Here is a 22,028-nt window from a genome sequence, read left to right as displayed (position 1 = left end):
GAACAAAAACGCTCAAAAAACTTGAGCGTTTTATATTGCCTTCTATTTCAGGGAGACAAGATAGTCTGCGATTTTATCGAAAGTACCTTCAAGATCTTTTTGAAGCATTGGAGCCATACTGTTGTATGATTCTTGTTCCTCAGCGGAAGCGTCCACAGGAAAGCCTTTCAGTTTTAAAACAGTTTTGCCTTCGTCTTCTTCAAGCGTGATGACATTCATAATTTCAAGTGGCCAGCTCCCACTAAAAGGCGCTTCGACCGTATTGCCTTGTTCATCGGAAAAAGATTGGATAAAAGACACTTTTTCCGGTTCGATAACCTCTTGGTATGTAAATTTTCTCCACATAACTCGATTTCCGTCAGTAGACGTCAGAAAACCTAAAAACCTGCCACCTGATCGAGCATTCATTATAACGACTTTGAGGGTGAACTCTTTTGGCCCCCACCATTTCGAGAAATGTATAGTCTCTGTCCATGCTTTGAAAACAAGTTCGCGAGGGGCATCGAATACTCGCGTAAATTCGAATGAATGATTCAGATTGTTATCCATAAAAATCCTCCTTGTTTTTGAAGAAACACGGTGCGGTTCTCGCGTTTCTATTAGAAATGAAGAATGAAACGCCGGAACTGTCCCCGTGTTATACATTATTTTCATAGTATATAGATGATATAATTAATTTAGTATTATGAGCGGAGGTGGGTTTATGGAGGATATATTGAAACAGATTTTAAGTGAGCTGAAAGGTATAAAGACAGAAATCGGGGAACTAAAAACGGGCCAAGCAAGGTTAGAAGCAGGGCAACAAAAGTTACATCAAAACTTGATTGAAAGTTTAGGTGCTTATACAGAGAAAATAGTTGAATCTGAAATAGAGAGATTAAGCAGACAGTAAGGAAGTAAAAACTTCATAAACTGTCTTTTTTTTTGGTGATAAACAGTAGAAATTGCATTTTGAACACGTATTTCCTATGAAACGGCTCCCGAATTCGGGAAACATGGGGCGGTCCTCGTGTTTCTATGAGAAATGAAGAATGAAACGTCGGAACCGTCCCAGAGTTTTTACGTTTCTTTAACAGCTATGGATTCCTCTGTACTCCAATAAATTTACTTGCTTATTTTATTGTTCCTAAAAGCATTAATAAACCTCATTGCTGTTGAAGATAAGTTAAGCTCTGTTTCTAAGCTCACCAGGGCAATTTCACGATATAAAGTCGGAATATCAGTTGGTTGCAGTTTGACTAATTTTTTTTCTTCTAACAGCTCAGTAACCATTGATTCTGTTAAAAGTGCTACTCCATTATTAGAAAGAACTAAGTCCAATGCTGTGGTAGGAGGTAATTCTAAATAATCAATTTTAGGGTTAAGCATGGATTTTTGCCAATGTTTGCTTTCCTCACTCCAATCCACAATTATATAGGGTTTGCTCCCTTTTAGGACATCAGAAAAACTAAGGTTTCTATTATTTGACGATGTAATAGGATGTGAATGATGAGCAACTAATACAAGTGACTCCTTGAATGTATGAATATTCTTAATATCCGTATTAAAATAAGGCTTTGTCATGAATCCTATTTTAATAAAACCATCATAAAGCATTTCAATGATTTGCTGATTATGACCAGTATGTATTTCTAGTTTTATATCAGGGTAATTTTTATAGAGGTAAGCAACTACTGAACTAAAGATTCCAGAAGTAAAAGAGGGGATAGTTCCAATTGAAATATGACCTACTTTTCCCTCTTGCATAAGCTGCGCTCTTTCAACACCTTTTGCTAAAATCTCCATAGCTTGTCTTGCATATGGCAAGAAGCCCTTCCCAATATCAGTAAGTTCTACTCTTTTTCCTACGCGGTAAAATAGACCGCCGCCAACCTCCTTTTCCAGCCCTTGTATTCTAATACTAACTGTAGGTTGAGATAGGTTTAGGTATCTTGCTGCTTTACTAAAACTCCCCAATCTAACTACGTGTTCGAATGCCTTTAATTGATTAATGTCCAATTTGATATCTCCTTATCATCCATAAAAAATATCTATAGTAACTATAACTAATATTATATTGTTTAATAACTTATCTGTACTATAATTTTTTTATTAGTATTATGAATGGGAGATTAAGTATGGATTTAAAACAAAGAATTAAAGAATTTATTGATATTCAATATCAATCGCCGAGGGGCATCTTAGGTTTATTTGTTGGAGAAAAGATGGTTTTGCAACACCGTCGAGAGACATTATGGACAATCAATTTATTAAAATTAAAAAAAGAAGAAAGGGTATTAGAAATCGGATGTGGGGCTGGATATGCAATGGAAAATATACTTGCCCAACCTAATGTCCAATTTGTAGTAGGGTTGGACATATCAAAATCCATCCTTCGATCAGCTAGAATAAGAAATAGACGAGCAATACGGGAAGGTACAGCTAAATTACTTTTAGGCAGCGTAAGCGACATCCCCCTGGACAATGAGTTGTTTACCAGAGTATTTAGTATCCATTCTATATATTTTTGGGACATTACTCCGGAGACTATTTCTGAAATTTATAGGGTTTTAAAGCCAAATGGAACCGTAACAATAACTCTTTGTAACGGTAAAAATGGTGAAACGTGGACCGGGATACAAAATATGTTAGAAGAAAAGTTAATCCCTTTAATGTTACAAATGGGTTTTAAAGATATAAAAATTTTAAAAGGACCTAATTCAAGAAAATTTCATACTGTTGCTGTTTTTGGAGAAAAGTAAACTAAAAAGGTTGCATAATGCAAGCACTGTAATTCCATAAAAAAAGACTACAAAACGCTGCGCGAATTGTAATCCAAAGGAATTGGTATTCATTATTTTTTAAACTGAAAAAACCCAGGCTGACCTAAATCTGTTTCTCAGAAATATAAATAAGCTTGCATTCATCCGTGACTTTCATGTCATACGGAGGATTGAGTCGGGTCTGGTCATTGCGGATGGCAATGAGGTTGACGCCGCGCTGCCGCAGTTCCTGGGCCAATTCGCCAAATGGCCAGCCTACATATCTACGCGGGACAGGCGTCTCGAAGAAATCGTTGTTCGTTTCGTGGGCTAATAACTCTTGGATGACTTCGGAAATCCCGATGGAAGTGGAGCTCTGGACCAGAAGCCTGCCGTTGATTTCACCCGTATCAATCACTTCGTCGGCTCCTACCCGTTTGAGAGAGCGGATATCGCCGGATAAGGATTCGACGATGACGTGTGCATCGGGATTGAGGTGCTTGATGGCCAAAATGGCTTTCATGGCTTTGGCATCTGCGGTATTCTCGTCTATCCGTTTGTCGCCGAAGATTAGGACGGTCTTCGCATGCTCGATGTTCGCTTTCATCAGCGTTTCATCTTCATTAAAGTTTCCGCGGATGAAGTGAACATTGTATCGATCCATGGGATTCTCTTCTATGTAGCCGTCGATCAAGACAAACTTGACGCCATGGTGACGCTTCTTATAATCGATGATGGCTGATTTCGCCTGCTGATTCCAGTGGCAGATGACAACGTGGTCTTTCATATGTTTTGCACTCAAAAGTCCTCGCTCCTTTCGACTTATTCTCAGCGCCAGCGTCCCGCCGATATTGGCCAGAAGGACGGCAAGCAGACTGCCCCCGAGGACAATCATGGCAATGGCGATCGCCTGTCCTTGCGGGGTGACGGGATACTTGTCCCCATAGCCAACCGTAGCGCTCGTAATGACGGCAAACCAAATGCCATCCCACCAAGAGTGGAAATAAGGGGAGTGCCCTTTTTCGAAAAAATACTCCAGGTACCCGAGCAGCAGAATGACCGACAGCATGACGGTTATGATTTTTGGGAAAATGATGAGGTGTCTGACGGTATTCTGGATGCGCCGGACAACTTCGATAATAATGTAAATGGACACCACCCCCGATCAAAAGAATTATATTTTTATCCTAGCATAAGCAGTTGGGTTGATAAATTCGCTTTACCTACAAGGATAATACCCGTAAATGAAAGTAGGGGAAACACGCGGATGGTTCAACCTGTGGTATTTGACATAAATATATAGACTGTAATTTTGTGGTAAAATGAGAATGGATAAAGGAGTGAAAATAGTATGCACTGGAAAAAATACACGATACTTTTACCCCCATTTATTCTTATCGCCCTCCTCATGGCCATTTATCTTCCTTCGGGTCAAAAACATTATGTAATACTAGCAGCCCTAGTTTTTTGGGCATTCTACTATACTTGGATTTTTATTGAGAAAAAAAGAGGAAAAGAATAGCGGAAGCAGGGGGAAGGTTCTCCTTCTTCTTTTTCACATGTGAGAGAAAGCTCCAGAACCGTCTCCTTGCTTCAAAGTAAAATGCAAAAGAGCTTGGATACCTTCCAAGCCCTTCACCAGTTAATCTGTTCTTTTCAAAAAACCACCCTTAATCGATCTGTAGCTTTATTGCTCTTGTAGCAATAAAAGTTTTAATATGTTTGTCTAAAATTCTTGTGCCGCCAAAATCATCTTCATAAAAACCTGAAATAACAAATCCTGCGTCTATCTGTCCTTGAATTTGATCTTCCAATGTATGTGCATATTCTATTGTTTGATTAGAATTCATATAGTCTTGAACTTCATCTTCTGGCAAATAATCTAATGTAGATGATGGGATGGAATGTTTCACATCAAGAATACCTAATCTCTCTTGATTATCATCAAAAATCCATAATAAAGGATTTGTGAATCCAGCTATTAAAATGCCCTTGTTTTTTAAAACCCTTGAAATTTCATTCCATACAGGGCGAACATCTTTTACAAATAAATTAGAAACGGGATTAATGACAATATCAAAATATTCATTTTCAAAGTCGCTAAGATCCGACATATCGCCTTGAACCGTTTTTAAAGTTAAACCATCACGTTTAGCTACAATTTCATCCTGTTCTAATTGTTTTTTAGAGATATCAGTAACGGTTACATCAGCTCCAGCCGCAGCTAACACTGGAGCTTGCTGCCCTCCACCAGATGCTAAACAAAGAATTTTCAATCCTTCTAAAGATTTCGGAAACCAATTCCTCGGAACTGATTTTTCAGTAGTGACAGTGATTTCCCATTCACCAGATTTACTTTTTTTAATTATTTCACTGCTTACAGCTTGGGTGTATCTAGAACCCTCTTCAACCTTCTTATCCCAAGCTGCGCTATTTAGTTGTGTTGTATCCATGATAAATCCTCCCTTTATGGACAAATGAAATTATTAGCTGCTAAGTTATCAGCATATAGAAGTACACTTAAATAAGAATGTATATAAATAGTAACACAATATACGGATTATTCTTACAAATGGCAGGGGAGCAGGGTTAGTAACGTATAGACGTATAACGTGTACCGACTGTTTAGACCAGAAGATCCGGAAACTTATATAAGAAAATAAGGCAATTCCAGTTTGCCCCGAACTGCTTGGCGGATTTTCCACACCGAGAGAACCTGCTGAGATCGTAAACCGAAGCGGGGAAGATGTATTGGATGGAAAAGCTAAAGTAATCGATAAGACAGGTAAAGATGTGACGGAACTATACATAAAAGGGGCCAATGCTACTTTAAGAAAAGCGAAAGAAGTGAAAGCGACAATCATTGTCCTTAAAGAGAATAGCCCATCTTGTGGAAGTTCAGCTATTTATAATGGTGAATTCAATGGGAAGAAAACTGCGGGAAATGGAGTGACAACGGCTTTACTCAGACGATACGCGCTGCAAGTAATCTCTGAAGAGCAGTTTGGTGAAAATCTCAGTTGAGTGGAAGTAAGCAGGGAACGATTCTCGTGCATCAATCTCTAATGAGAGAGGAATTGCCAGAACCGTCGCCTTCTAACGTAAAGCATCCTTTACTTTAAGCAATTTTTCAAAATATCGCCTTTAAAGCAAGATGAAAATGCATCAAAACAGCTTTCCTGCCCCTTAATAATTTTACTTAACTAATGAAGCCCTCAAATTAACGCCATATTCTAAATAACCCTTCAAACAGGTCAACATATAAACCCAGCCCTCTTTAGTATCTAACAATTGATTTATTATATTGTCTTCATTTTCGTTAAAACCTTCTTCGTTGATTTCAATGATACTTTCAGAATTACCTAATTCATTCAAGGTAATCGTAACTTTATTCCCTTCCTCATTCGCACCCCAATAAAAGGCGATTTTCTTATTTAACTCGATTTCTGTTATTTTTATATCGCCTTGAGCATTATATTCATCATATTTAAGTGTAATTGTCTTACCTTGTTCCCATCTTTCGGAACTCGACGTGAACCAAAAGTTACCTATTTTTGAAGGGTCAACTAAAGCTTCAAACAATTCATTAACAGGCTTCAATATTTTCATTTTCGTAATGTTGTTCATAAATTTCGCCCCTTGGATTTATTTATAATTTAATTTTGTACTTTCGTTCATATCATATCTTTTACCTTCTATGTAACTAGTGTTCTTGTTTTCATTTCGATAAAATGGCCAATAAATCCTTTAAAAATATGTATTATTTTGAGGAAAACACGGGGGCGGTTATCATGTTTCTATTGTATTTGAGGAATGAAACGCCAGAACCGCCCCCATACTTCATTAATGTTCCCGCGGATGAAGTGGACATTGTATCGATCCATGGGAGTTTCTTCTATGCAGCCGTCGATCAAGACAAACCCTTGGATGGCGCGTTGAGCTTCGGCCAGTTCATTATTTTAAGAACGATAAAGAGTAAAAATTTTTATTCCGCATTCGGGTTTATTTCTTAAATAGGAGATTTACACCTTTTTATTAGACAAAAGGGAAGGGTTTTTGCATGCTAATTCGATCAGTAAATCGTGGAAGATAGAGAATGTTTTTTTCTGAAGTTAATAGAGGTTTTTTAAATTAAAAACAGAATAAATCATATTGATGTAATCTTTTGGTAATTCGTAATTAGTTATGTAGCATCAGCTACTTATTAAAGTGAAAATGGGAGGGGAAATAATCATGGATCATTCTGTCTTAAAAATGTACGACTACCACTTATGGGCAAATGAAGTTATTTTAAATCGCTTAAAAGAACTGCCGCAAGACATTTTTCATATGGAAGTTAAGAGTGGTTTTTCTTCGGTGGCAAAAACAATGGCACATATATACCTCACAGATTTAGCCTGGCTCGAAATTATTTCTGGTAAAAGCATGAGTGATGCAATGGCACTTACACATCAATTGAACGAACAGCTGGAAACAAAAAATATAGAGGAAATGGAAGCTGGTTTTTATGATTTATCTAAACGATATAAAGACTTTTTAAGTAGTCAACAAGATTATGAAGCAGTGTTTGAAGTTGATAATCCATATGCTGGTCTCCTGGAAACGACGGTTTCTGAAACCATACTACATGTCGTCACACACGGATCATATCACCGTGGGAATATAGCTACCATGCTGCGGCAAATTGGTCATACCTCTGTTATGCAGGATTTTGGATTATTTCTATATTCAAAATAAAGAAGATTTTTGTGAGATGTGCTCGTAATCATCATTAACGATGAAGGAAATGGATGATAGACGATGAAATCAAATCATAATCACGATAGCCCAAGCAGAGTATTGAGTTCACGTGCTCTAAACCGAACACTTTTAGCCCGGCAGCTTCTTATAAAACGATCCAACATGTCTACTCCGGATGCCCTTGAACATTTAATCGGAATGCAGTCTCAAACACCAAATTCACCTTATGTAAGTTTGTGGACCAGACTAGAGAACTTTAAACATGAGACATTATCTCAATTATTGTTGAATCGCAATGCTGTACGCATTGCACTTATGCGTTCTACTATCTTTCTTGTCACCAAGCGTGATTGTTTGGCGCTCCGTCCTTTAATTCAACCTGTTTTAGATCGGACTTTAAAAGCTAGTTTTGGACGACAACTAAAAGATGTAGATAATAATGAGCTCGCTAAAATCAGTAGAGCTCTTGTTGAAAGTCAACCACGTACATTAGATGAGCTCGGAAACCTGCTTAAAGAACAATGGGAGGACACAGACCCTTCAGCACTCGCTGCGGCGGCACGCAACTTGGTACCATTAGTCCAGATTCCACCTCGAGGAATTTGGGGAGCCAAAGGCAAGGCCATACATACTTCAGTTGAGAATTGGCTGGGTCATTCACTTGTTACCGATTATAATCTAGAATCACTAATTCTACGCTACTTAAAGGCTTTCGGACCAGCGACAATTCCAGATATTCAGATGTGGTGTGGCCTCACCAAAATCCGTAAGGTGATGGAAGGGCTAAGACTTCAATTAAATACTTTTGTTGACGATGATGGAAATGAGCTGTTTGATGTTTCCCATGCAGAATTTCCGGATATTGATACGCCGGTACCCGTTCGTTTTTTGGGTGAATTTGACAACATCCTTCTTTCTCATAAAAATCGTACAAGGATTATTGCTGATGAATATCGCAGCAGAGTCTTTACAGTGAATGGTATCATTAGAGCCACATTTCTTATTGATGGCTATGTCCAAGGGCTCTGGAGGATCGAGCATAAAAGAAAATCATCAACACTCATTATCGAACCTTTTAAATCATTGTCACAGGTTGATAAAGACGAACTAGCGATTGAGGGAGCTAAATTAATGGATTTTGCTGCGGCGGATTTCCAGTTTAAGAATATCGAATTTTTGGACCCAATCGAATAAACAGGAATATCTCATCCTGAGTCAAACAATTAGGATGAAGAGAGCTTATCCTCATTTAGGGAGCTATTCTGCAATTACCTTTTTTTGAAGGGTCAACTAAAGCTTCAAACAATTCATTTACTGACTTCGATATTTTCATTTTCGTAATGTTGTTCATAAATTTCGCTCCTTGGATTTATTTAATCAGATTCCCACTTTTGTCATAGTACTTATATTTAAATTCAATAGATTTCTGTTTAGGCAAATCGATCCACGCAACTGAATTTTCGTGAATGTTGAATACTTTATGAAAGAATTGACCGTTCACGTCTAATTCCATTTTTGCCACTTCATTATCTTTATTGGTCACGAACAACAACTTCCTATTAGGCGACTCTTTGCCATTAAGATAGATTGGGAACGATGCGAGGGACTGATTTTCCCTCTTCTCAATATGTCTCCATTCATAGTTCCCGCGTTTATTTTTGGTGAATTGTATAAATCCAGGATTATTATTCAATAAAAGAGGAACAACCCGTTCATTCTTAATATCCTTTATAGCTAATATTTCTATGGATTGATAGTCATATCCTTCGATGGATCTGACTACCTTTAAAATGGATTCTTCATCATTGCCATACACCTTAGTGTTTAATTTGTATGGGATGATGATAAGTAATAAGATTCCTAAAACAACAAGAATTTTTTTATTCTTCATAAAACATCCCCCCTAATAACTTTAATTCACATGAGAGAGAAAGCGCCAGAATTGTCCCCATGCTTTTATGATGATTTTATATTAAAGCAGCGTGATGCGTTAAGCCAGGAAGGGTTAACTCCATTCTTGTAGAAGTTATTAAGTAAACTTGACAGATTACTGTAAAAAGGAGCAATAACTAATATGGCAAAAACTTCAGGCTGTTTTACGATTGTTTTAAATAAAGAAGGTCATATATTGTTAGCGAAACGAAAGGATTATCCTCTCTGGGACTTGCCAGGAGGAACACTAGATGAAAATGAGACATTAGAGAATTGTGCTATAAGAGAAGCCCAAGAGGAAACAGGATATGTCATTTCAATCAAACAAAAAGTTGGAGAATATTATCAGCCCCAATATGACGATATGCAGCATTTGTTTTTAGGAGAATTAAAAGGCGGTTCTCGGATTGAAAATGGTCCTGAAACAGAAAAAGTGAAGTGGTTTATCCCTAATAAACTCCCTTTACTAATGATTCCTAATAGAAGAAAACAAATTAACAATTATTTGATACATAAAGATAAAATAATAAAGGATTCAATTACAGTTTCTCCATTTAAAATCTCTTTGTTTAAAGTGTTTTTAAGAGCGTTTAGTAAAATGCTGTGATTTTTTTGTTGTGAAACACAGAGTCGCTTCCATTACATTTTGCCTTCTTTGATCCATCCCCATATCCGGTAGCTGCCGAATACGGACACGATGAAAAGCAAAATCATAAAGATTACGTAAATGGATAATCTGTTGATTTCCTGCAATCCTTCACTATTAGCCGATACCCAAATGGATAATCCAACTAGCATCAAGTAACAAAATACATTAGGAATAATCCATACGATTCTTAACTTTGTGTTTTTCAAAAATATCCCCCCTAAAAGCAAGTACGAATATCTGCAAGAAAAGGTGCCATATAAGTTCAGAAGCAGGGGGGCGGTTCTTATTTCGAAAACAGTCTCCACTGCCCTTCGGAAATAACTTCGGCTTCTCCGCCCACAACCTTGATGGCGGTCTGATCATCAATCGCATACGCCGGCCCTTGCATTTCTGCAGCCCATTTTTCCGCGGCAGCCATCGTGTTATGAGGCAGCATTTCGTGTTCCAAGTGGGGGAATATCGAAAAATCGACCAGATTCATCGCTTCATCACCACCGGATGGGGGAGTCCAGCCAACAAAGAACTCACCTATTCTTGGTGCCATCACCATGCTTCCGGCACTCATCCCTACATAGACTGCCTTAAGCGACGGCAAGAGGGCTGCCATCCCGGATTGCTTCATCCAGTGGGAGAGGTAGAGGGCGTCGCCGCCAGACACGAGCAGGACGTCCGTCTCCTGAACCAGCGGAACCCAGCGTTCTCTGTTGATGCTTGGCAGAGCTGTGAGCTCCAGTACGCCTACGGATTTCCAGCCGAGATTGACCATAGGATTCTCGGAATTCCCACTGATGAATTCCCAGGTTCTGACGCCCGGCCCAACCCATGGGTGTCCGTACATTGCAGTGGGGATGCACAGGGCATTGCATTCGGCGATTGGTTTGTCCAGCATATCCACCAGTGCCTCGTGTATGCTCTTGTTATTGACACCTGCCGCTGTGAGCAGTAATTTCATTGAACTTCACTCCTTGTCTTTGGGTGTGAGGCTGTCAACGTTCTTCATCCTTCTGATATTCGCTATCAGAAACGAAGATGCTTCTCGACTATCTACTTCAACATAGAACCCTAAATCACCTTTTAAGGAATCATAAGTGCGTCCACTTGTTTCAGATATGCTATTATTAATAAATCAAAATTAATAAAGGAACGTGAGATGAATGAGCGAAGAAATTATTATGGATTTCCAAACAAAAATCCATCATAAAATTCTATCGGAAAAACAAAACCTTATTACTCAGAAAACAAATCTGTATTCCCATCAGACGCCTGTGAATTTACACGCCCATTTACAAGAGTGGCGTGAAAACATAATTAACATATACGCAAAATCTATTGAGAGTGGGTTGGAAGCCACCTATACAGTACTAAAAGAATGGGGAAACATTACGGTTGATACTTTGGTAGACAACAATCTTCCTTTGGAGTTTGCTATTGATGAAGTTAGGGATTATCGCAAGTTAATAGGATGCATAATTAAGGACGAAGCAATTAAATGTGATTTATCAATAGAACAATTTTACGAGCTAATCTCTGACTTTGATGCTGTAGTTGACCGTGCTGTACATTATCTAAGCATCTCTTATACACGAAAGTTTTATTCGAGGATAAATGTAGCTGAAGCCGCTGCTTTAGAATTATCAATTCCGGTTATTAAAATAACAGATACTATTGGTGTACTGCCGCTGATAGGAGATATAGACACCCAACGTGCCCAAGAGCTGATGAACAAAGCGTTATCTAAAGGAAGCGAATTATCTTTAGAGCATATAATAATTGATCTCTCTGGAGTCCCAATTGTAGATACGATGGTTGCTGACAACATCATTAAAGTGGTGAGTGCCCTCTCGCTTCTGGGGATAAATGCCACACTTTCTGGAATTCGCCCGGAGATCGCTCAAACCATTATTCATTTAGGTATTAATGTATCAGACATCTCTATTTCCAAGAGTTTGCAATTGGCTTTACAAGACTTGCTATAAGGGAAGAATTATCTTTCCCCTGCCTCCGGTAAAGTGATAACTCGCCGCACGCTCGATATTGAGGTTCCGTTATGAAACAAGGGGACGGATCTTGTGTTTCACCTTTTCTTAGAAGAAGGATGCGATTGAACCGTTCCCGTGCTTCACTTAAATTATTGAAGGGAAAGGGGAGGAAGGATGGAGCCATTAAATTTGGCCATTTTGCAAGAGTATCTTGGTATGAAATATAAGGATTGCCGGTCATCGACGGATTTATTTATGAAGCTGGTTGAAGAAGTCGGTGAGGTAGCTGAAGTGTTAAATCAGATGGATGGTCGAAAATCAGACAGCGGAAGTTCCTCATTGGAAAAAGAACTGGCGGACGTCATCCACTACACTGTGGCAATTGCCAGTATCAATAATATCGACTCATCCAAAGTGATTGTGGAAAAGGACAAGATTGCTGCTATTAAATACAAGCAGTCTCCTAATTTAGTAGAGTTCTTAAAAAAGCAGTGACGCATTACGAGGTCACTGCTTTTTTGGTGTCTGGAAAATGATAAAATGCTGCCTTCGAGATCCAGTTCCAGCACCAGGCTTCTCGATGTCTGCCTAATTCTGAGTCGTGGCTGGCCGTATTTGATCTGTTTGCTAGAAGTTTGGGGGAAGTTGCTAGAAGTTTTCAATATTTTGCTAGAAGATCATTGGATTTTGCTAGAACCTTCGTAATTTTTGCTAGAACCCTGCGATTTTAAGATAAAAACAGGGGGCGAACAGCCTTATTCATCAGCATGAAAGGGAGCTCACCTTTGAAACAAAGGGACGGATCTTGTATTTCACCTTTTCTTAGAGGAAGGATGCGATGGAAGCGTTCCTGTGCATCCTTTTTACCTGAGAGAGGAGCGGTGACTGAAGACGAAGAAGAATTCCCCAATTTCTGGTGCCATCACCATGCTTCAGGCACTCATCCCCACATAGAAGGCCTTAAGCGTCGACATGAGGTCTGCCACACCGGATAGTTTCATCCACTGGGAGACGATGACCTGAGCAGGACGTCCATTTCCTCGACCAGCAGCCACCGTACATGGCTATTAAAGCTAACCCAAAATCTCAATATCTTTCAAATTCAACTTATTAAAATCAACCTTAATTGCCCCCATTTCATATATGACATTCGATCTGTTGTTAAATCCACCATGGTCATCATTGCCTATGGTTATTAACATATTATTTTTTTGACAAAAATCTATAAGAACATTTGTTGTTTCTTCTGTATGAGTTGTGTAATAACATTCAAAGCCATCTGCGCCCATGTTTTTTAGTTTTGTTAAAAGAGGTTCTATTTCAATAAGATTATTCTTCATTGTTTCTCCGATGTGGGCAATAACTGCTTTACCATTGGCCTTATGTATCACATTTATTACATGTTCTATTGATGGAAATGAATTTTCTAATTTAATATGATGATCACTGATGTGCTTAAAAAAACTAGGAACTTCATTAACTAAGTTTTTGCTCTTTAGATAGTCAAAACCTTTCCAACCACCGTTTTTTAGATTTCGTTTGTAAGAATTAAAATCTTCTAAACTTATTTCCGTATAGTCAACACTCATCTTTTTTATTAATTCTAAATCCATATCAGCATAAACCGTCTCGCATTGTTTGCAGATGTCAATTATCTCTTTATTTTCAAAATCGAAGTCATATGCGAGGACATGAAATTCTTTATCTTCAAAAGAGGCAGAGATTTCTGCTCCACGAATTAATTTAATATCATACGCTTTACACAAAGGTATAAGCTCGTTATAAGCTGCCGTGGTGTTGTGGTCGCTTACACATAATAATTCAATGCCGAGCTCTCTTGCCCTCTTGACAATTTCCTTAGGAGAACGGGTACTATCCGAATAGTGTGAATGAATATGTAAATCTGCATACATGATAATTTCACCTCTAACTTGTACTCATATAAATTGATAATTTAGGTAGATAAAAACACAACTAAAAATGATTTGGGATTCCTTTTGAAAATTAGACAACCCTCTTTGGTTATCCTCTTCTTCAACTATTCTGCTAATTTGTCCCGATCTCTTGCCGCTAACACAAACTGGTTCATTACGTATACCGCGCTTTTTGCCAGATCCACCTCGTTTTCGAGGTTCTCTGCGTTTAATAATAAATAATTCAACATCAATTCCTAAATCACCTTCCAAAAGGGGAGGGGGAAAGTATGTCCAATACCATTAAAAGCGGTCGTCCGCGACTTCATTCTTCTTGGCAATCGAAAATTTTGCGGATAGATTTAACTCGAAATATAGGAAAAAGGCACAACTAGAACGGCAGCCTAGTTATGCCTTTTTTTCAACTTTTTTTCTAGGTTATCGGGTGCCGCCTGTAAGATGTGCGTCAAACATATCAATGATCTCAAGGAACCTATCGGCTTCCCTAAAAACATGGTCTGCTAATAAAGGATGTATAATGCTCTGGATTTTGCATTGCTCAATTAAATCACGGGCTGTTTTCTTAAAGTCCCTAAGAGATGCGACCGACACCCGGTTTTGATCAAGGAATTGATCTAAAAGAGGAACTGTTTGAGATTGCGGCTTCATAGATTCCAAGTCCCTCGCTTGATACAGTAATTGATCAAAATCATTGCTGAAATTCCGTGCTAAATCAACTAGCTTCCTTTCTGAAGGATCAAGCAGATGGCCAATAAATTTGGCATGATCTGCCATAATCCTTAAAAAGAAGACATTTTCTTTAATAATGGCATCCGGCAGAGCTTGTAATTTTCCTTCATTTAATTCAATTAATCGTTTTCTAAAATAATTTGCTTCCCTACTTGTATGGTCAACCAAAAGTGGAAAATTATTTGCCCCTGGCAATTTGCAGGTGAGAATTAATCCTAATACTTTCCGTTTAAATCCGAAAATATTAGTTGCAGCTTGTTGTACCTCTGAATTAAATCTTCTTATTTGTTCGGGGTCTGTTTGATTATTAAAGGAATGGGCAGTTTGTTCAATATGTTCAAATAAGCGATAAAATTGATTAGCTTCTTGAATTAGTTGAGTATCTTCTGCTCGAAAACCCAATCGAAGAAATAAAGAATGTTCTTTCATAATCCTTCCCCAAAAACGAATTTCATTTAAAGAACGCTCAACAAACAATCCAGATGTAACACCTGTATCAGCATGTAAAGATGTATGATCCCTGTTCATTCAATACCTCCCCAAGATAATCCTTTTGCTCTATTCATATTTACAACGTAAATTGAATATGCCCTAAAGCAAAAGTTTCGTAAAAAGATAAAGATTGAAACCCCATAAGCGGTCGTCCGCGACTTCATTCTTCTTGGCAATCAAAAATTTTGCGGATAGATTTAACTCGAAATATAGGAAAAAGACACAACTAGAACGGCAGCCTAGTTGTGCCCTTTTTCGCGCAAAACTTCCGATTGACCCCTATAAGAACCGTCCCCACGCTTCTAACCACCAACACACCAGAATATCCTTTTAAAGGGCTCCCGTTATATAATAAAATCATTCCCATTCAGGAGGTACATATGAAACAACAAAACTATGAAAATCACAGCAAGCTCGATCCGATGTTTCATTTGGGCATCGCCCTTTTGACGCTTGCAACACTGGTTTTATCCATCTTATTCTATGTGACACATGTTGGGGAAGAGACGCTTCTCAGTTTCGTGATTCTGTTTGGCGCAATCATATTCCTTCTCGTGATGATAAGGTTGCGGACGTACCCGCTGCAGGTTCAGGACCGAGTCATCCGTGTAGAGGAAAACTTCCGCTACTACCGTTTGACAGGAAAAGCACTGGATCCGAAGCTTTCCATGAAGCAGATCATCGCGCTTCGCTTTGCACCGGATGAAGAGCTGCCGGGACTTGTGGAACGCACATTGGCAGAGAACCTGGAGCCGAAAGAAATTAAACAAGCCGTGCAAAATTGGCGGGCCGATCATTACCGAGTTTGATGCAAGTAAAAACAGTCGTTATGGCTGTTTTTTATTTGCGTAAAAATTTTTCCAAAAACTTCTTGTAAAACGACATTGGTGTCGTTATAATAAAATTAACAAAACGACACTGATGTCATTTTTAAAAGGAGAATGAAAAATGAGTCCTTCATTGAGGCAAAATAAAGGCTTTATGACGTTGATGGCAGCGCAGGTCATCTCGAATCTGGGGGATTGGCTCAGCATTGTCGCCATCATTACACTGGTCGGATTAAAATGGGAAGCAACACCGATGAACATGTCACTCGTCATCCTGAGCCTGGCCGTTCCGATGGCAGTCTTGGGACCGATCACAGGGACCATCGCGGACAGATTTGAACGGAAACGGCTGATGATTGCTTCCGATATCATTCGGGGCTGCGTATTCCTCTTAATGACGCTTGCGACAAATGTTTGGATGGTATACGGACTCCTGTTTCTGACCGGCATTTTCTCTTCCTTTTTTAACCCGGCAAAAAACGGGAAGTTAAAAGAGATGGTCAAAGATGAAACGATCAAAGAAGCGATGTCGATTACCTCCATGATTGAATCTGCGACGAAGATTGCCGGCCCCATGGTCAGCGGAATACTCGTGTCAGCAATGGGAGCGCCCCATGTCTTTTTCATCAATGCAGCGACATTTTTCATTTCAGCACTATTGATTTTCTTTTTGCCAAAAACGGTCAAGGCAGTGGTCACTGCGAACGAAAACGGGAAGAAAGACGGGTCTTCCTTTAAAGAAGACATCAAAGTCGGAATCAGCTTCATCAGGAAAAGCCGCTTCCTGATGTATGGACTGTTTTTGCTCGGCTTCAGCCTGTTGATCCTGCAAATGTCGGATTCGCAGATCATCATTTTGCTCAGAAATCTGACGAATGTATCGCCTGACCTGTTTGGCTATGCGGTTGCCTGCTCGGGGATTGGGATGCTTTTGACAGGATTCTTTCTTTCGAAAAAATCGGTTTACAACGAATTTGTCTACATGTGCTTTGGCGTGTTGGGAATCGGACTGGGGTTTGGGTCCATGGCAGTCCTGACGAATTATGATACGCCGATGTCCTTGATGTGGGGGCCGATTCTTGGACTGTTTGTCGGCGTCGCCGCGGGATTGGTGTTCATCCCATTCCAGGCGGCCGCACAGGAGAAGACGCCGGTCCATATGACGGGGAGGGTCTTTGGCGTCATCAGCAGCACGACCCAGACGGCAACCATCATCGGGCCGTTGGCAGGAGGAGGGCTCGCCACCATCATCGGAATTATTCCTTCCTTTCTCATCACGAGCTCCCTATTAATCATCCTATTTATCATTTCCATCATCGTAAGAAAGAACGTAGAAGAGGGGGAGACAATTGTCGCCGAAAGTCAGTCCAGCACACAAACAGCAGCGCCGCGTTAATCTATTGAAAGCGGCAGAAGAAGTATTCATCGAGCACGGGTTCGAAAAGGCAACCATGAAGCATGTCATGGACCAGGCAGAAGTCAGCAGGGGAGGCCTGTATCAATATTTCTCCAATAAAGAAGATCTGTTTGAAGCTTTGATCGAGGAGAAGCAGGATGAAGTAATCAATGGCTCTGTGGAATATTTCATCCAACAGCAAGGCTCCTGCTGGAATGCGCTGCTCGCGACATTCTTGGGGGATAAAAAACTGCCGAATGATAAAATGGATCCGCTAGCACCTTCAAAGCTGGAATATTTCATTACGGGCAGAAACGAAAAAAGAAGGCAGGATCACGCGAAGAAACGGTTTCAAAAAGGTTATATGATAACGCAAAGAATTATTGAAGAAGGGGTAAAAGCAGGAGAGTTTACTCCGAAATTCGATCCCGGTGTCATAGCAAAGTCCATTATCTCCCATATCGATGGGATGGCCATCGACCACGCCATATTAGGTTCCGAGACGATTCAATTGAAAGAACAAACGGAACTTTTAATCGAGCATCTAAAATGGTCCCTCGATTTGAAGGAATAAGTCGTTTTATGCCGAATATGCAAGTAGAAGCAGAAGCAGCTTTCGACAAGGTGCTTCTTTTGGTGAAAAAAGAGAAAAGGACCTGCCCCCAATACATAGACGCTTTACCGTACCGGGGGTCAGGCACCCATAAGGAGGCTCATTATGCCGAATGAAATCATGGTAGATGTACAAGGACTGGTGAAACGATATGGCTCCTTTACGGCAGTGAAGGGCGTCCATTTTCAAGTGGAAAAAGGCGAGATCTTCGGGCTCCTCGGTCCGAACGGGGCTGGGAAGACGACAACAATCGAGATGCTTGTCGGACTCCGCAAACCCGATGAAGGAACGGCCGTATTGTCAGGCTATGATGTCCGGAAGAACGTGAATCAAGTGAAAGAGGTCATCGGGGTGCAGCTGCAGTCGACGTCGCTGTTCGAACTGTTGAAGGTGGAAGAGATCCTCCGTCTGTATGCAAGCTTTTACCCGAGTCATGTCGATATCGATGAATTGATTGGCGACATGCTCCTGACCGAGAAGCGGAAAGGACGAATCAAGGGATTATCCGGCGGACAGAAGCAGAGGCTTGCGATTGCACTCGCCCTGATCCACGACCCGAACATCGTGTTCCTCGATGAACCGACGACGGGGCTTGATCCCCAGGCAAGACGGACGCTGTGGGACATTGTCCTTCGGCTGAAGGAACGTGGGAAGACCGTCATCCTCTCGACTCATTACATGGATGAAGCCCATGTGCTCTGCGACCGCATCGGCATCATGGACCAAGGGGAGTTGATCGCCCTCGACACGCCGCAGAACCTGGTGAAAACCTTGCAGTCGGCTAGCACAATCGAATTCCATCTGAACAATCCGCCTGAGCCGGAATGGTTCGAGCGGATGGACGGGGTGAAGGAAGCAGCCGTCAAGGATGCCTTCGTCCAGCTGTATACGGATGACCTGCAGCTCGCCTTGACCTCACTCATCGAAGTGGCGTCCGAGCGGGCAATTAAAATTGAAGACCTGCAGACAAGGCAGGCGACATTGGAAGATGTGTTCATTCACATGACAGGAAGGAGGCTGCGAGAATCATGAGAGGCTACTGGCAGCTAACACTCGCCCAATTGCGGATCTTCGCACGCAACAAGCAAGTCCTATTCTTCACCCTGCTGTTCCCGATCATCCTGATGGTTGCCCTCGGATCCTTCGCTGGAAAAGGAGATTCCCTCAGCTTAGATGCAGGACTGATCGACAAGGACAAAACGGCAGAATCCAAAGACTTAAAGGCATTATTCAAGAAAAATGACGGGATCAAACTCGTAAACTACGACAACACGAAAGCTGGGAAAAAAGCCGTCAAAAACGGGGACATCCAGCTTCTCATCGAAATCCCGAAAGGCTACGGGGATAACGTGAAAAGTGAAGGGAAAGAATTCGCCCTTCCTGTCTATTACAATGAGAAAAATCTGACGACCGCAGAACTCGGCCTCACCGTCGTGAACGGCATCGTCGATCAATACAGCAAGCACCTGGCCGGATATAAGCCTGCCGTGACGATTCAAAAGGTCGGCATCGAAGCCATCAATATCCGTTACGTCGATTTCCTTGTCCCAGGGATCGTCGCTATGATGATCATGAATAACAACATGAACGGCGTCGCCGGACAAATCGCTGCCTGGCGTGAGCGGGGGATCCTTCGCCGCATGCAGGGAACAAGGCTCAAAGCATCGACATTCATCGCAGCCCAGATCACAGCAAGGCTCGTGCTGAACGGAACGCAGGCCCTGCTTGTCGTCCTCATTGCCAATCTCATCTTTGGCATCAACGTCGCAGGCTCCTGGGCCGCCTTAATCTTCTTCATCATTCTTGGTACATTGGTGTTCATGTCCTTGGGCTTCATCATCGCAGGGCTTGCCAAGAACCCGGAGAGCGCCGGCCCGATCGCTGGATTCGTCACATTCCCGATGCTGTTCCTCGGCGGAGTCTTCTTCCCCGTCAGCAACATGCCGGACCTCATCCAGCCCATCGTCAAGGTGCTCCCGATTGCCCACCTGAGCTCTGCCCTCAGGGAGACCATGAACCTGGGAACCCCGTTTCTCGATTTGGGGACCGATACACTGATACTGGCAGTCTGGCTCGTTGGCGGATTTGCGCTGGCTAGTTGGGTGTTTAGGTGGGAGTAGGGCTCTTTTCTCAAGGTTTGTTGCTTTAGCCATTTAAAACTGGTTAGCTTATGCAATCCATGCAGAAAATTCAGCTGGAAAAGATCCTGGATACTACATTTCAAGGCTCCAAACATCTATTTTCACGTTAAAATCGGCATTAAGATTTTAACAACAATGTTTACGAAAACAGCCTTAAAATAAAAATATAAAAGGCCAAGTCCGATAATTTTGGACTTGGCCTTTTAGTATGAAAAAAGATAGAAACTGGCGGACCTGACCCCCAGTCCATTGACGCTTTACTGCGCCGGGGGTCAGGCACCCTAAAAAAAACCGTTTAATACTTTTATTATAGGCTCATAATGATAGTAATCTGAAACAGGAGCATCCTACCTTATGAAAAGCAGATTTTCAAAGAAAAAAGATACAGAAAAAAACGAATCGATCAAAACGGTATCCCATTTTGAACCATTTAAAAAATCAACGGACTTCATTTGTTTCCCAATCCCTTCGCAAAACCCTATTTTGCACATGGGCTATTATCATTCCCTGATTGATGCGGAAATTTTGCATCGGGATATTCTGCCGTTTATTAATCGGGTCGAAGAGATTTCAATTGATAAATTACTGGATGCTTTACCTGTAGAAAACATGATAATAACAGAAGAGAAGGAAACCATCCAAACCAATCTATTAAAAGGATATGTGATGATTTGTTCTGTTAATGAGCCGAATCGTGTTATTTTGATCAAAGCAGGAGTCGTGCGTACTAGGCAAGTATCATTGCCTGAAGTTGAATTCAGTGTCGTCGGACCAAAAGAAGCTTTGGTGGAATCCTTGGACACGAACATGAATCTGGTAAGGAAGAGGCTCCCGATTCCTGAACTGATTGCTACTGAAGTCATAGTTGGTAAGCTGTCAAAAACGAGAGTGGCCGTCTTGTATATTGAAGGGATTACAAATGAAGAGAATGTGAATACGATGATTCAGCGCCTGAGAGATCTCGAAGTGAATCAAATCAATGACAGCTCCTATATCACACAATTGATTCAGGACAATAATAATTCCATCTTCCCGCAATTCGTAGATACGGAACGACCAGACAGGCTTGCGGCAGTGCTGGCAGAGGGGAAAATTGTCATATTAACAGACGGCTCGCCAAGCGGTCTCATTGGGCCAACTACATTAGTAGAATTCTTCTCGGCATTTGAAGACTATTTCCTTAATTGGCTGGTGGCCTCGTTCTTCAGGCTGGTAAGGGTGTTTTCGGTCATATTTTCCATCCTGGTAACACCGATCTATGTAGCGGTTCTTACCTATCACTATGAATTGATTCCAAAGGACCTTATTAATACACTTGTGACTTCAAGAAGCGGGATTCCACTTCCGCCAATATTGGAAGCTTTAACATTGGAACTTGCCATTGAGCTCCTCCGGGAAGCCGGAGCACGACTGCCGACCAAGGTCGGGCAGACAATCGGTATCGTTGGCGGTATCGTCATCGGGACTGCTTCAGTCGAGGCTGGTCTTACTAGCACCGTTTTGCTAATCATTGTCGCGCTGGCAGCACTTGCATCCTTTACCACACCTGTTTATCAAATGGGTAATACAATCAGGCTCATCCGGTTCCCATTTTTAATTTTTGCTCACGTGTTAGGTTTGATCGGTGTTTCCATTTGTACATGTTTTTTACTCATACATCTCCTCAAATTAACGTCACTGGGGAGGCCATATCTTGAACCCATTTATCCACCAAGATTTTCTGACTTAAAAGATGCGATGGTGCGGCTTCCATTTTCATTTCAATCGAAGCGTCCTATCGAACTCCAAGCGGAAGATACTATGAGGTACGATGGGAAGTCAGCAAAAGAAAAGGATACGAAATAATTAATGGAAA

General features: G+C 40.9%; 25 protein-coding genes and 2 pseudogenes. 16 read left to right on the top strand and 11 right to left on the bottom strand.

Going from position 1 to position 22,028, the window contains the following annotated elements:
• Nucleotides 1–42: 42 nt before the first annotated feature.
• On the bottom strand, nt 43–549 hold the full coding sequence (locus DFR59_RS17895) for an SRPBCC domain-containing protein (protein WP_114747039.1): 507 nt from the start codon (nt 547–549) through the stop codon (nt 43–45).
• Between the two features lie 154 nt (nt 550–703).
• On the opposite strand from DFR59_RS17895, the gene DFR59_RS17890 reads away from it, so the two are divergent.
• Nucleotides 704–892: a hypothetical protein gene (locus DFR59_RS17890; protein ID WP_114747038.1), complete on the top strand. Its 189-nt coding sequence runs from the start codon at nt 704–706 to the stop codon at nt 890–892.
• Nucleotides 893–1,104: 212 nt separating this feature from the next.
• Here the strand turns inward: DFR59_RS17890 and DFR59_RS17885 are convergent, their stop codons facing one another.
• Nucleotides 1,105–1,998: a LysR family transcriptional regulator gene (locus DFR59_RS17885; protein WP_114747037.1), complete on the bottom strand. Its 894-nt coding sequence runs from the start codon at nt 1,996–1,998 to the stop codon at nt 1,105–1,107.
• A gap of 119 nt (nt 1,999–2,117) precedes the next feature.
• Between DFR59_RS17885 and DFR59_RS17880 the strand changes: the two genes are divergently transcribed.
• The gene (locus DFR59_RS17880; protein WP_158538435.1) at nt 2,118–2,741 is read left to right on the top strand and encodes a class I SAM-dependent methyltransferase; all 624 of its coding nucleotides are present in this window, start codon (nt 2,118–2,120) and stop codon (nt 2,739–2,741) included.
• Between the two features lie 124 nt (nt 2,742–2,865).
• On the opposite strand, the gene DFR59_RS17875 is transcribed toward DFR59_RS17880, so the two are convergent.
• On the bottom strand, nt 2,866–3,897 hold the full coding sequence (locus tag DFR59_RS17875) for a potassium channel family protein (protein ID WP_114747035.1): 1,032 nt from the start codon (nt 3,895–3,897) through the stop codon (nt 2,866–2,868).
• Nucleotides 3,898–4,092: 195 nt separating this feature from the next.
• Here DFR59_RS17875 and DFR59_RS20290 point away from each other — a divergent pair, with 195 nt between their 5' ends.
• Nucleotides 4,093–4,263, top strand: coding sequence for a hypothetical protein (locus tag DFR59_RS20290; protein WP_170137285.1), 171 nt, complete (start codon nt 4,093–4,095; stop codon nt 4,261–4,263).
• A 148-nt stretch (nt 4,264–4,411) separates the two neighbouring features.
• Here the strand turns inward: DFR59_RS20290 and DFR59_RS17870 are convergent, their stop codons facing one another.
• Nucleotides 4,412–5,194: a class I SAM-dependent methyltransferase gene (locus tag DFR59_RS17870; protein ID WP_114747034.1), complete on the bottom strand. Its 783-nt coding sequence runs from the start codon at nt 5,192–5,194 to the stop codon at nt 4,412–4,414.
• Between the two features lie 106 nt (nt 5,195–5,300).
• Here DFR59_RS17870 and DFR59_RS17865 point away from each other — a divergent pair.
• Nucleotides 5,301–5,765: pseudogene (locus DFR59_RS17865) on the top strand (2-thiouracil desulfurase family protein).
• A gap of 171 nt (nt 5,766–5,936) precedes the next feature.
• Here DFR59_RS17865 and DFR59_RS17860 read toward each other — a convergent pair.
• Nucleotides 5,937–6,368, bottom strand: a complete 432-nt coding sequence (locus tag DFR59_RS17860; protein WP_114747033.1) for an SRPBCC family protein — start codon at nt 6,366–6,368, stop codon at nt 5,937–5,939.
• Nucleotides 6,369–6,532: 164 nt separating this feature from the next.
• Between DFR59_RS17860 and DFR59_RS17855 the strand changes: the two genes are divergently transcribed.
• The 3 genes from DFR59_RS17855 to DFR59_RS17845 all read left to right on the top strand — a co-directional run bounded on the left by DFR59_RS17855 (nt 6,533) and on the right by DFR59_RS17845 (nt 8,675).
• Complete coding sequence (locus DFR59_RS17855; RefSeq protein WP_114747032.1) at nt 6,533–6,754, top strand: hypothetical protein; 222 nt, start codon at nt 6,533–6,535, stop codon at nt 6,752–6,754.
• 220 nt (nt 6,755–6,974) lie between these two features.
• Entirely contained in the window at nt 6,975–7,478 is a 504-nt protein-coding gene (locus DFR59_RS17850; protein WP_114747031.1) for a DinB family protein, read from the top strand.
• A 63-nt stretch (nt 7,479–7,541) separates the two neighbouring features.
• Complete coding sequence (locus tag DFR59_RS17845; RefSeq protein ID WP_114747030.1) at nt 7,542–8,675, top strand: winged helix DNA-binding domain-containing protein; 1,134 nt, start codon at nt 7,542–7,544, stop codon at nt 8,673–8,675.
• A 175-nt stretch (nt 8,676–8,850) separates the two neighbouring features.
• Here the strand turns inward: DFR59_RS17845 and DFR59_RS17840 are convergent, their stop codons facing one another.
• Nucleotides 8,851–9,372: a hypothetical protein gene (locus DFR59_RS17840; protein WP_114747029.1), complete on the bottom strand. Its 522-nt coding sequence runs from the start codon at nt 9,370–9,372 to the stop codon at nt 8,851–8,853.
• A gap of 183 nt (nt 9,373–9,555) precedes the next feature.
• On the opposite strand from DFR59_RS17840, the gene DFR59_RS17835 reads away from it, so the two are divergent.
• Nucleotides 9,556–10,020, top strand: coding sequence for an NUDIX hydrolase (locus DFR59_RS17835; protein ID WP_114747028.1), 465 nt, complete (start codon nt 9,556–9,558; stop codon nt 10,018–10,020).
• A gap of 32 nt (nt 10,021–10,052) precedes the next feature.
• On the opposite strand, the gene DFR59_RS17830 is transcribed toward DFR59_RS17835, so the two are convergent.
• Both DFR59_RS17830 and DFR59_RS17825 read right to left on the bottom strand, forming a co-directional pair.
• A complete protein-coding gene (locus tag DFR59_RS17830) occupies nt 10,053–10,268 on the bottom strand; it encodes a hypothetical protein (RefSeq protein ID WP_114747027.1) in 216 nt (71 codons plus the stop codon).
• Nucleotides 10,269–10,345: 77 nt separating this feature from the next.
• A complete protein-coding gene (locus DFR59_RS17825) occupies nt 10,346–11,014 on the bottom strand; it encodes a Type 1 glutamine amidotransferase-like domain-containing protein (RefSeq protein WP_114747026.1) in 669 nt (222 codons plus the stop codon).
• A 202-nt stretch (nt 11,015–11,216) separates the two neighbouring features.
• On the opposite strand from DFR59_RS17825, the gene DFR59_RS17820 reads away from it, so the two are divergent.
• Nucleotides 11,217–12,038, top strand: a complete 822-nt coding sequence (locus tag DFR59_RS17820) for an STAS domain-containing protein (protein ID WP_114747025.1) — start codon at nt 11,217–11,219, stop codon at nt 12,036–12,038.
• Nucleotides 12,039–12,215: 177 nt separating this feature from the next.
• On the top strand, nt 12,216–12,536 hold the full coding sequence (locus tag DFR59_RS17815; protein ID WP_114747024.1) for a MazG nucleotide pyrophosphohydrolase domain-containing protein: 321 nt from the start codon (nt 12,216–12,218) through the stop codon (nt 12,534–12,536).
• A 578-nt stretch (nt 12,537–13,114) separates the two neighbouring features.
• Here DFR59_RS17815 and DFR59_RS17810 read toward each other — a convergent pair.
• The 3 genes and pseudogenes from DFR59_RS17810 to DFR59_RS17800 all read right to left on the bottom strand — a co-directional run bounded on the left by DFR59_RS17810 (nt 13,115) and on the right by DFR59_RS17800 (nt 15,232).
• Complete coding sequence (locus tag DFR59_RS17810; protein WP_114747023.1) at nt 13,115–13,954, bottom strand: PHP domain-containing protein; 840 nt, start codon at nt 13,952–13,954, stop codon at nt 13,115–13,117.
• 137 nt (nt 13,955–14,091) lie between these two features.
• Nucleotides 14,092–14,233 (bottom strand): annotated as a pseudogene (locus DFR59_RS20610) (IS1595 family transposase); the annotation flags it as partial.
• Nucleotides 14,234–14,392: 159 nt separating this feature from the next.
• Nucleotides 14,393–15,232, bottom strand: coding sequence for a DUF2935 domain-containing protein (locus DFR59_RS17800; RefSeq protein ID WP_114747021.1), 840 nt, complete (start codon nt 15,230–15,232; stop codon nt 14,393–14,395).
• 344 nt (nt 15,233–15,576) lie between these two features.
• Between DFR59_RS17800 and DFR59_RS17795 the strand changes: the two genes are divergently transcribed.
• The 6 genes from DFR59_RS17795 (at nt 15,577) to DFR59_RS17770 (ending at nt 22,018) form a co-directional block, all read left to right on the top strand.
• Complete coding sequence (locus tag DFR59_RS17795; RefSeq protein WP_114747020.1) at nt 15,577–16,005, top strand: DUF6526 family protein; 429 nt, start codon at nt 15,577–15,579, stop codon at nt 16,003–16,005.
• A 139-nt stretch (nt 16,006–16,144) separates the two neighbouring features.
• A complete protein-coding gene (locus DFR59_RS17790; RefSeq protein WP_114747019.1) occupies nt 16,145–17,419 on the top strand; it encodes an MFS transporter in 1,275 nt (424 codons plus the stop codon).
• Nucleotides 17,373–17,993 (top strand): TetR/AcrR family transcriptional regulator, encoded by a 621-nt coding sequence (locus DFR59_RS17785; RefSeq protein WP_114747018.1) that lies wholly within the window; start codon nt 17,373–17,375, stop codon nt 17,991–17,993. Before DFR59_RS17790 ends, DFR59_RS17785 begins: the two co-directional genes overlap by 47 nt.
• A 144-nt stretch (nt 17,994–18,137) precedes the next feature.
• Nucleotides 18,138–19,064: an ABC transporter ATP-binding protein gene (locus DFR59_RS17780; RefSeq protein WP_114747017.1), complete on the top strand. Its 927-nt coding sequence runs from the start codon at nt 18,138–18,140 to the stop codon at nt 19,062–19,064.
• Entirely contained in the window at nt 19,061–20,152 is a 1,092-nt protein-coding gene (locus tag DFR59_RS17775) for an ABC transporter permease (RefSeq protein ID WP_114747016.1), read from the top strand. The genes DFR59_RS17780 and DFR59_RS17775 overlap by 4 nt, the downstream gene beginning before the upstream one ends.
• Before the next feature lie 375 nt (nt 20,153–20,527).
• A complete protein-coding gene (locus DFR59_RS17770; protein ID WP_114747015.1) occupies nt 20,528–22,018 on the top strand; it encodes a spore germination protein in 1,491 nt (496 codons plus the stop codon).
• Nucleotides 22,019–22,028 lie beyond the last annotated feature (10 nt).

Source organism: Falsibacillus pallidus (genome assembly GCF_003350505.1).
GTDB classification, from domain to species: Bacteria; Bacillota; Bacilli; order Bacillales; family DSM-25281; genus Falsibacillus; species Falsibacillus pallidus.
The sequence above is the reverse complement of the archived record's forward strand: the minus strand, read 5'-3'. Positions and strand labels throughout refer to the sequence as shown.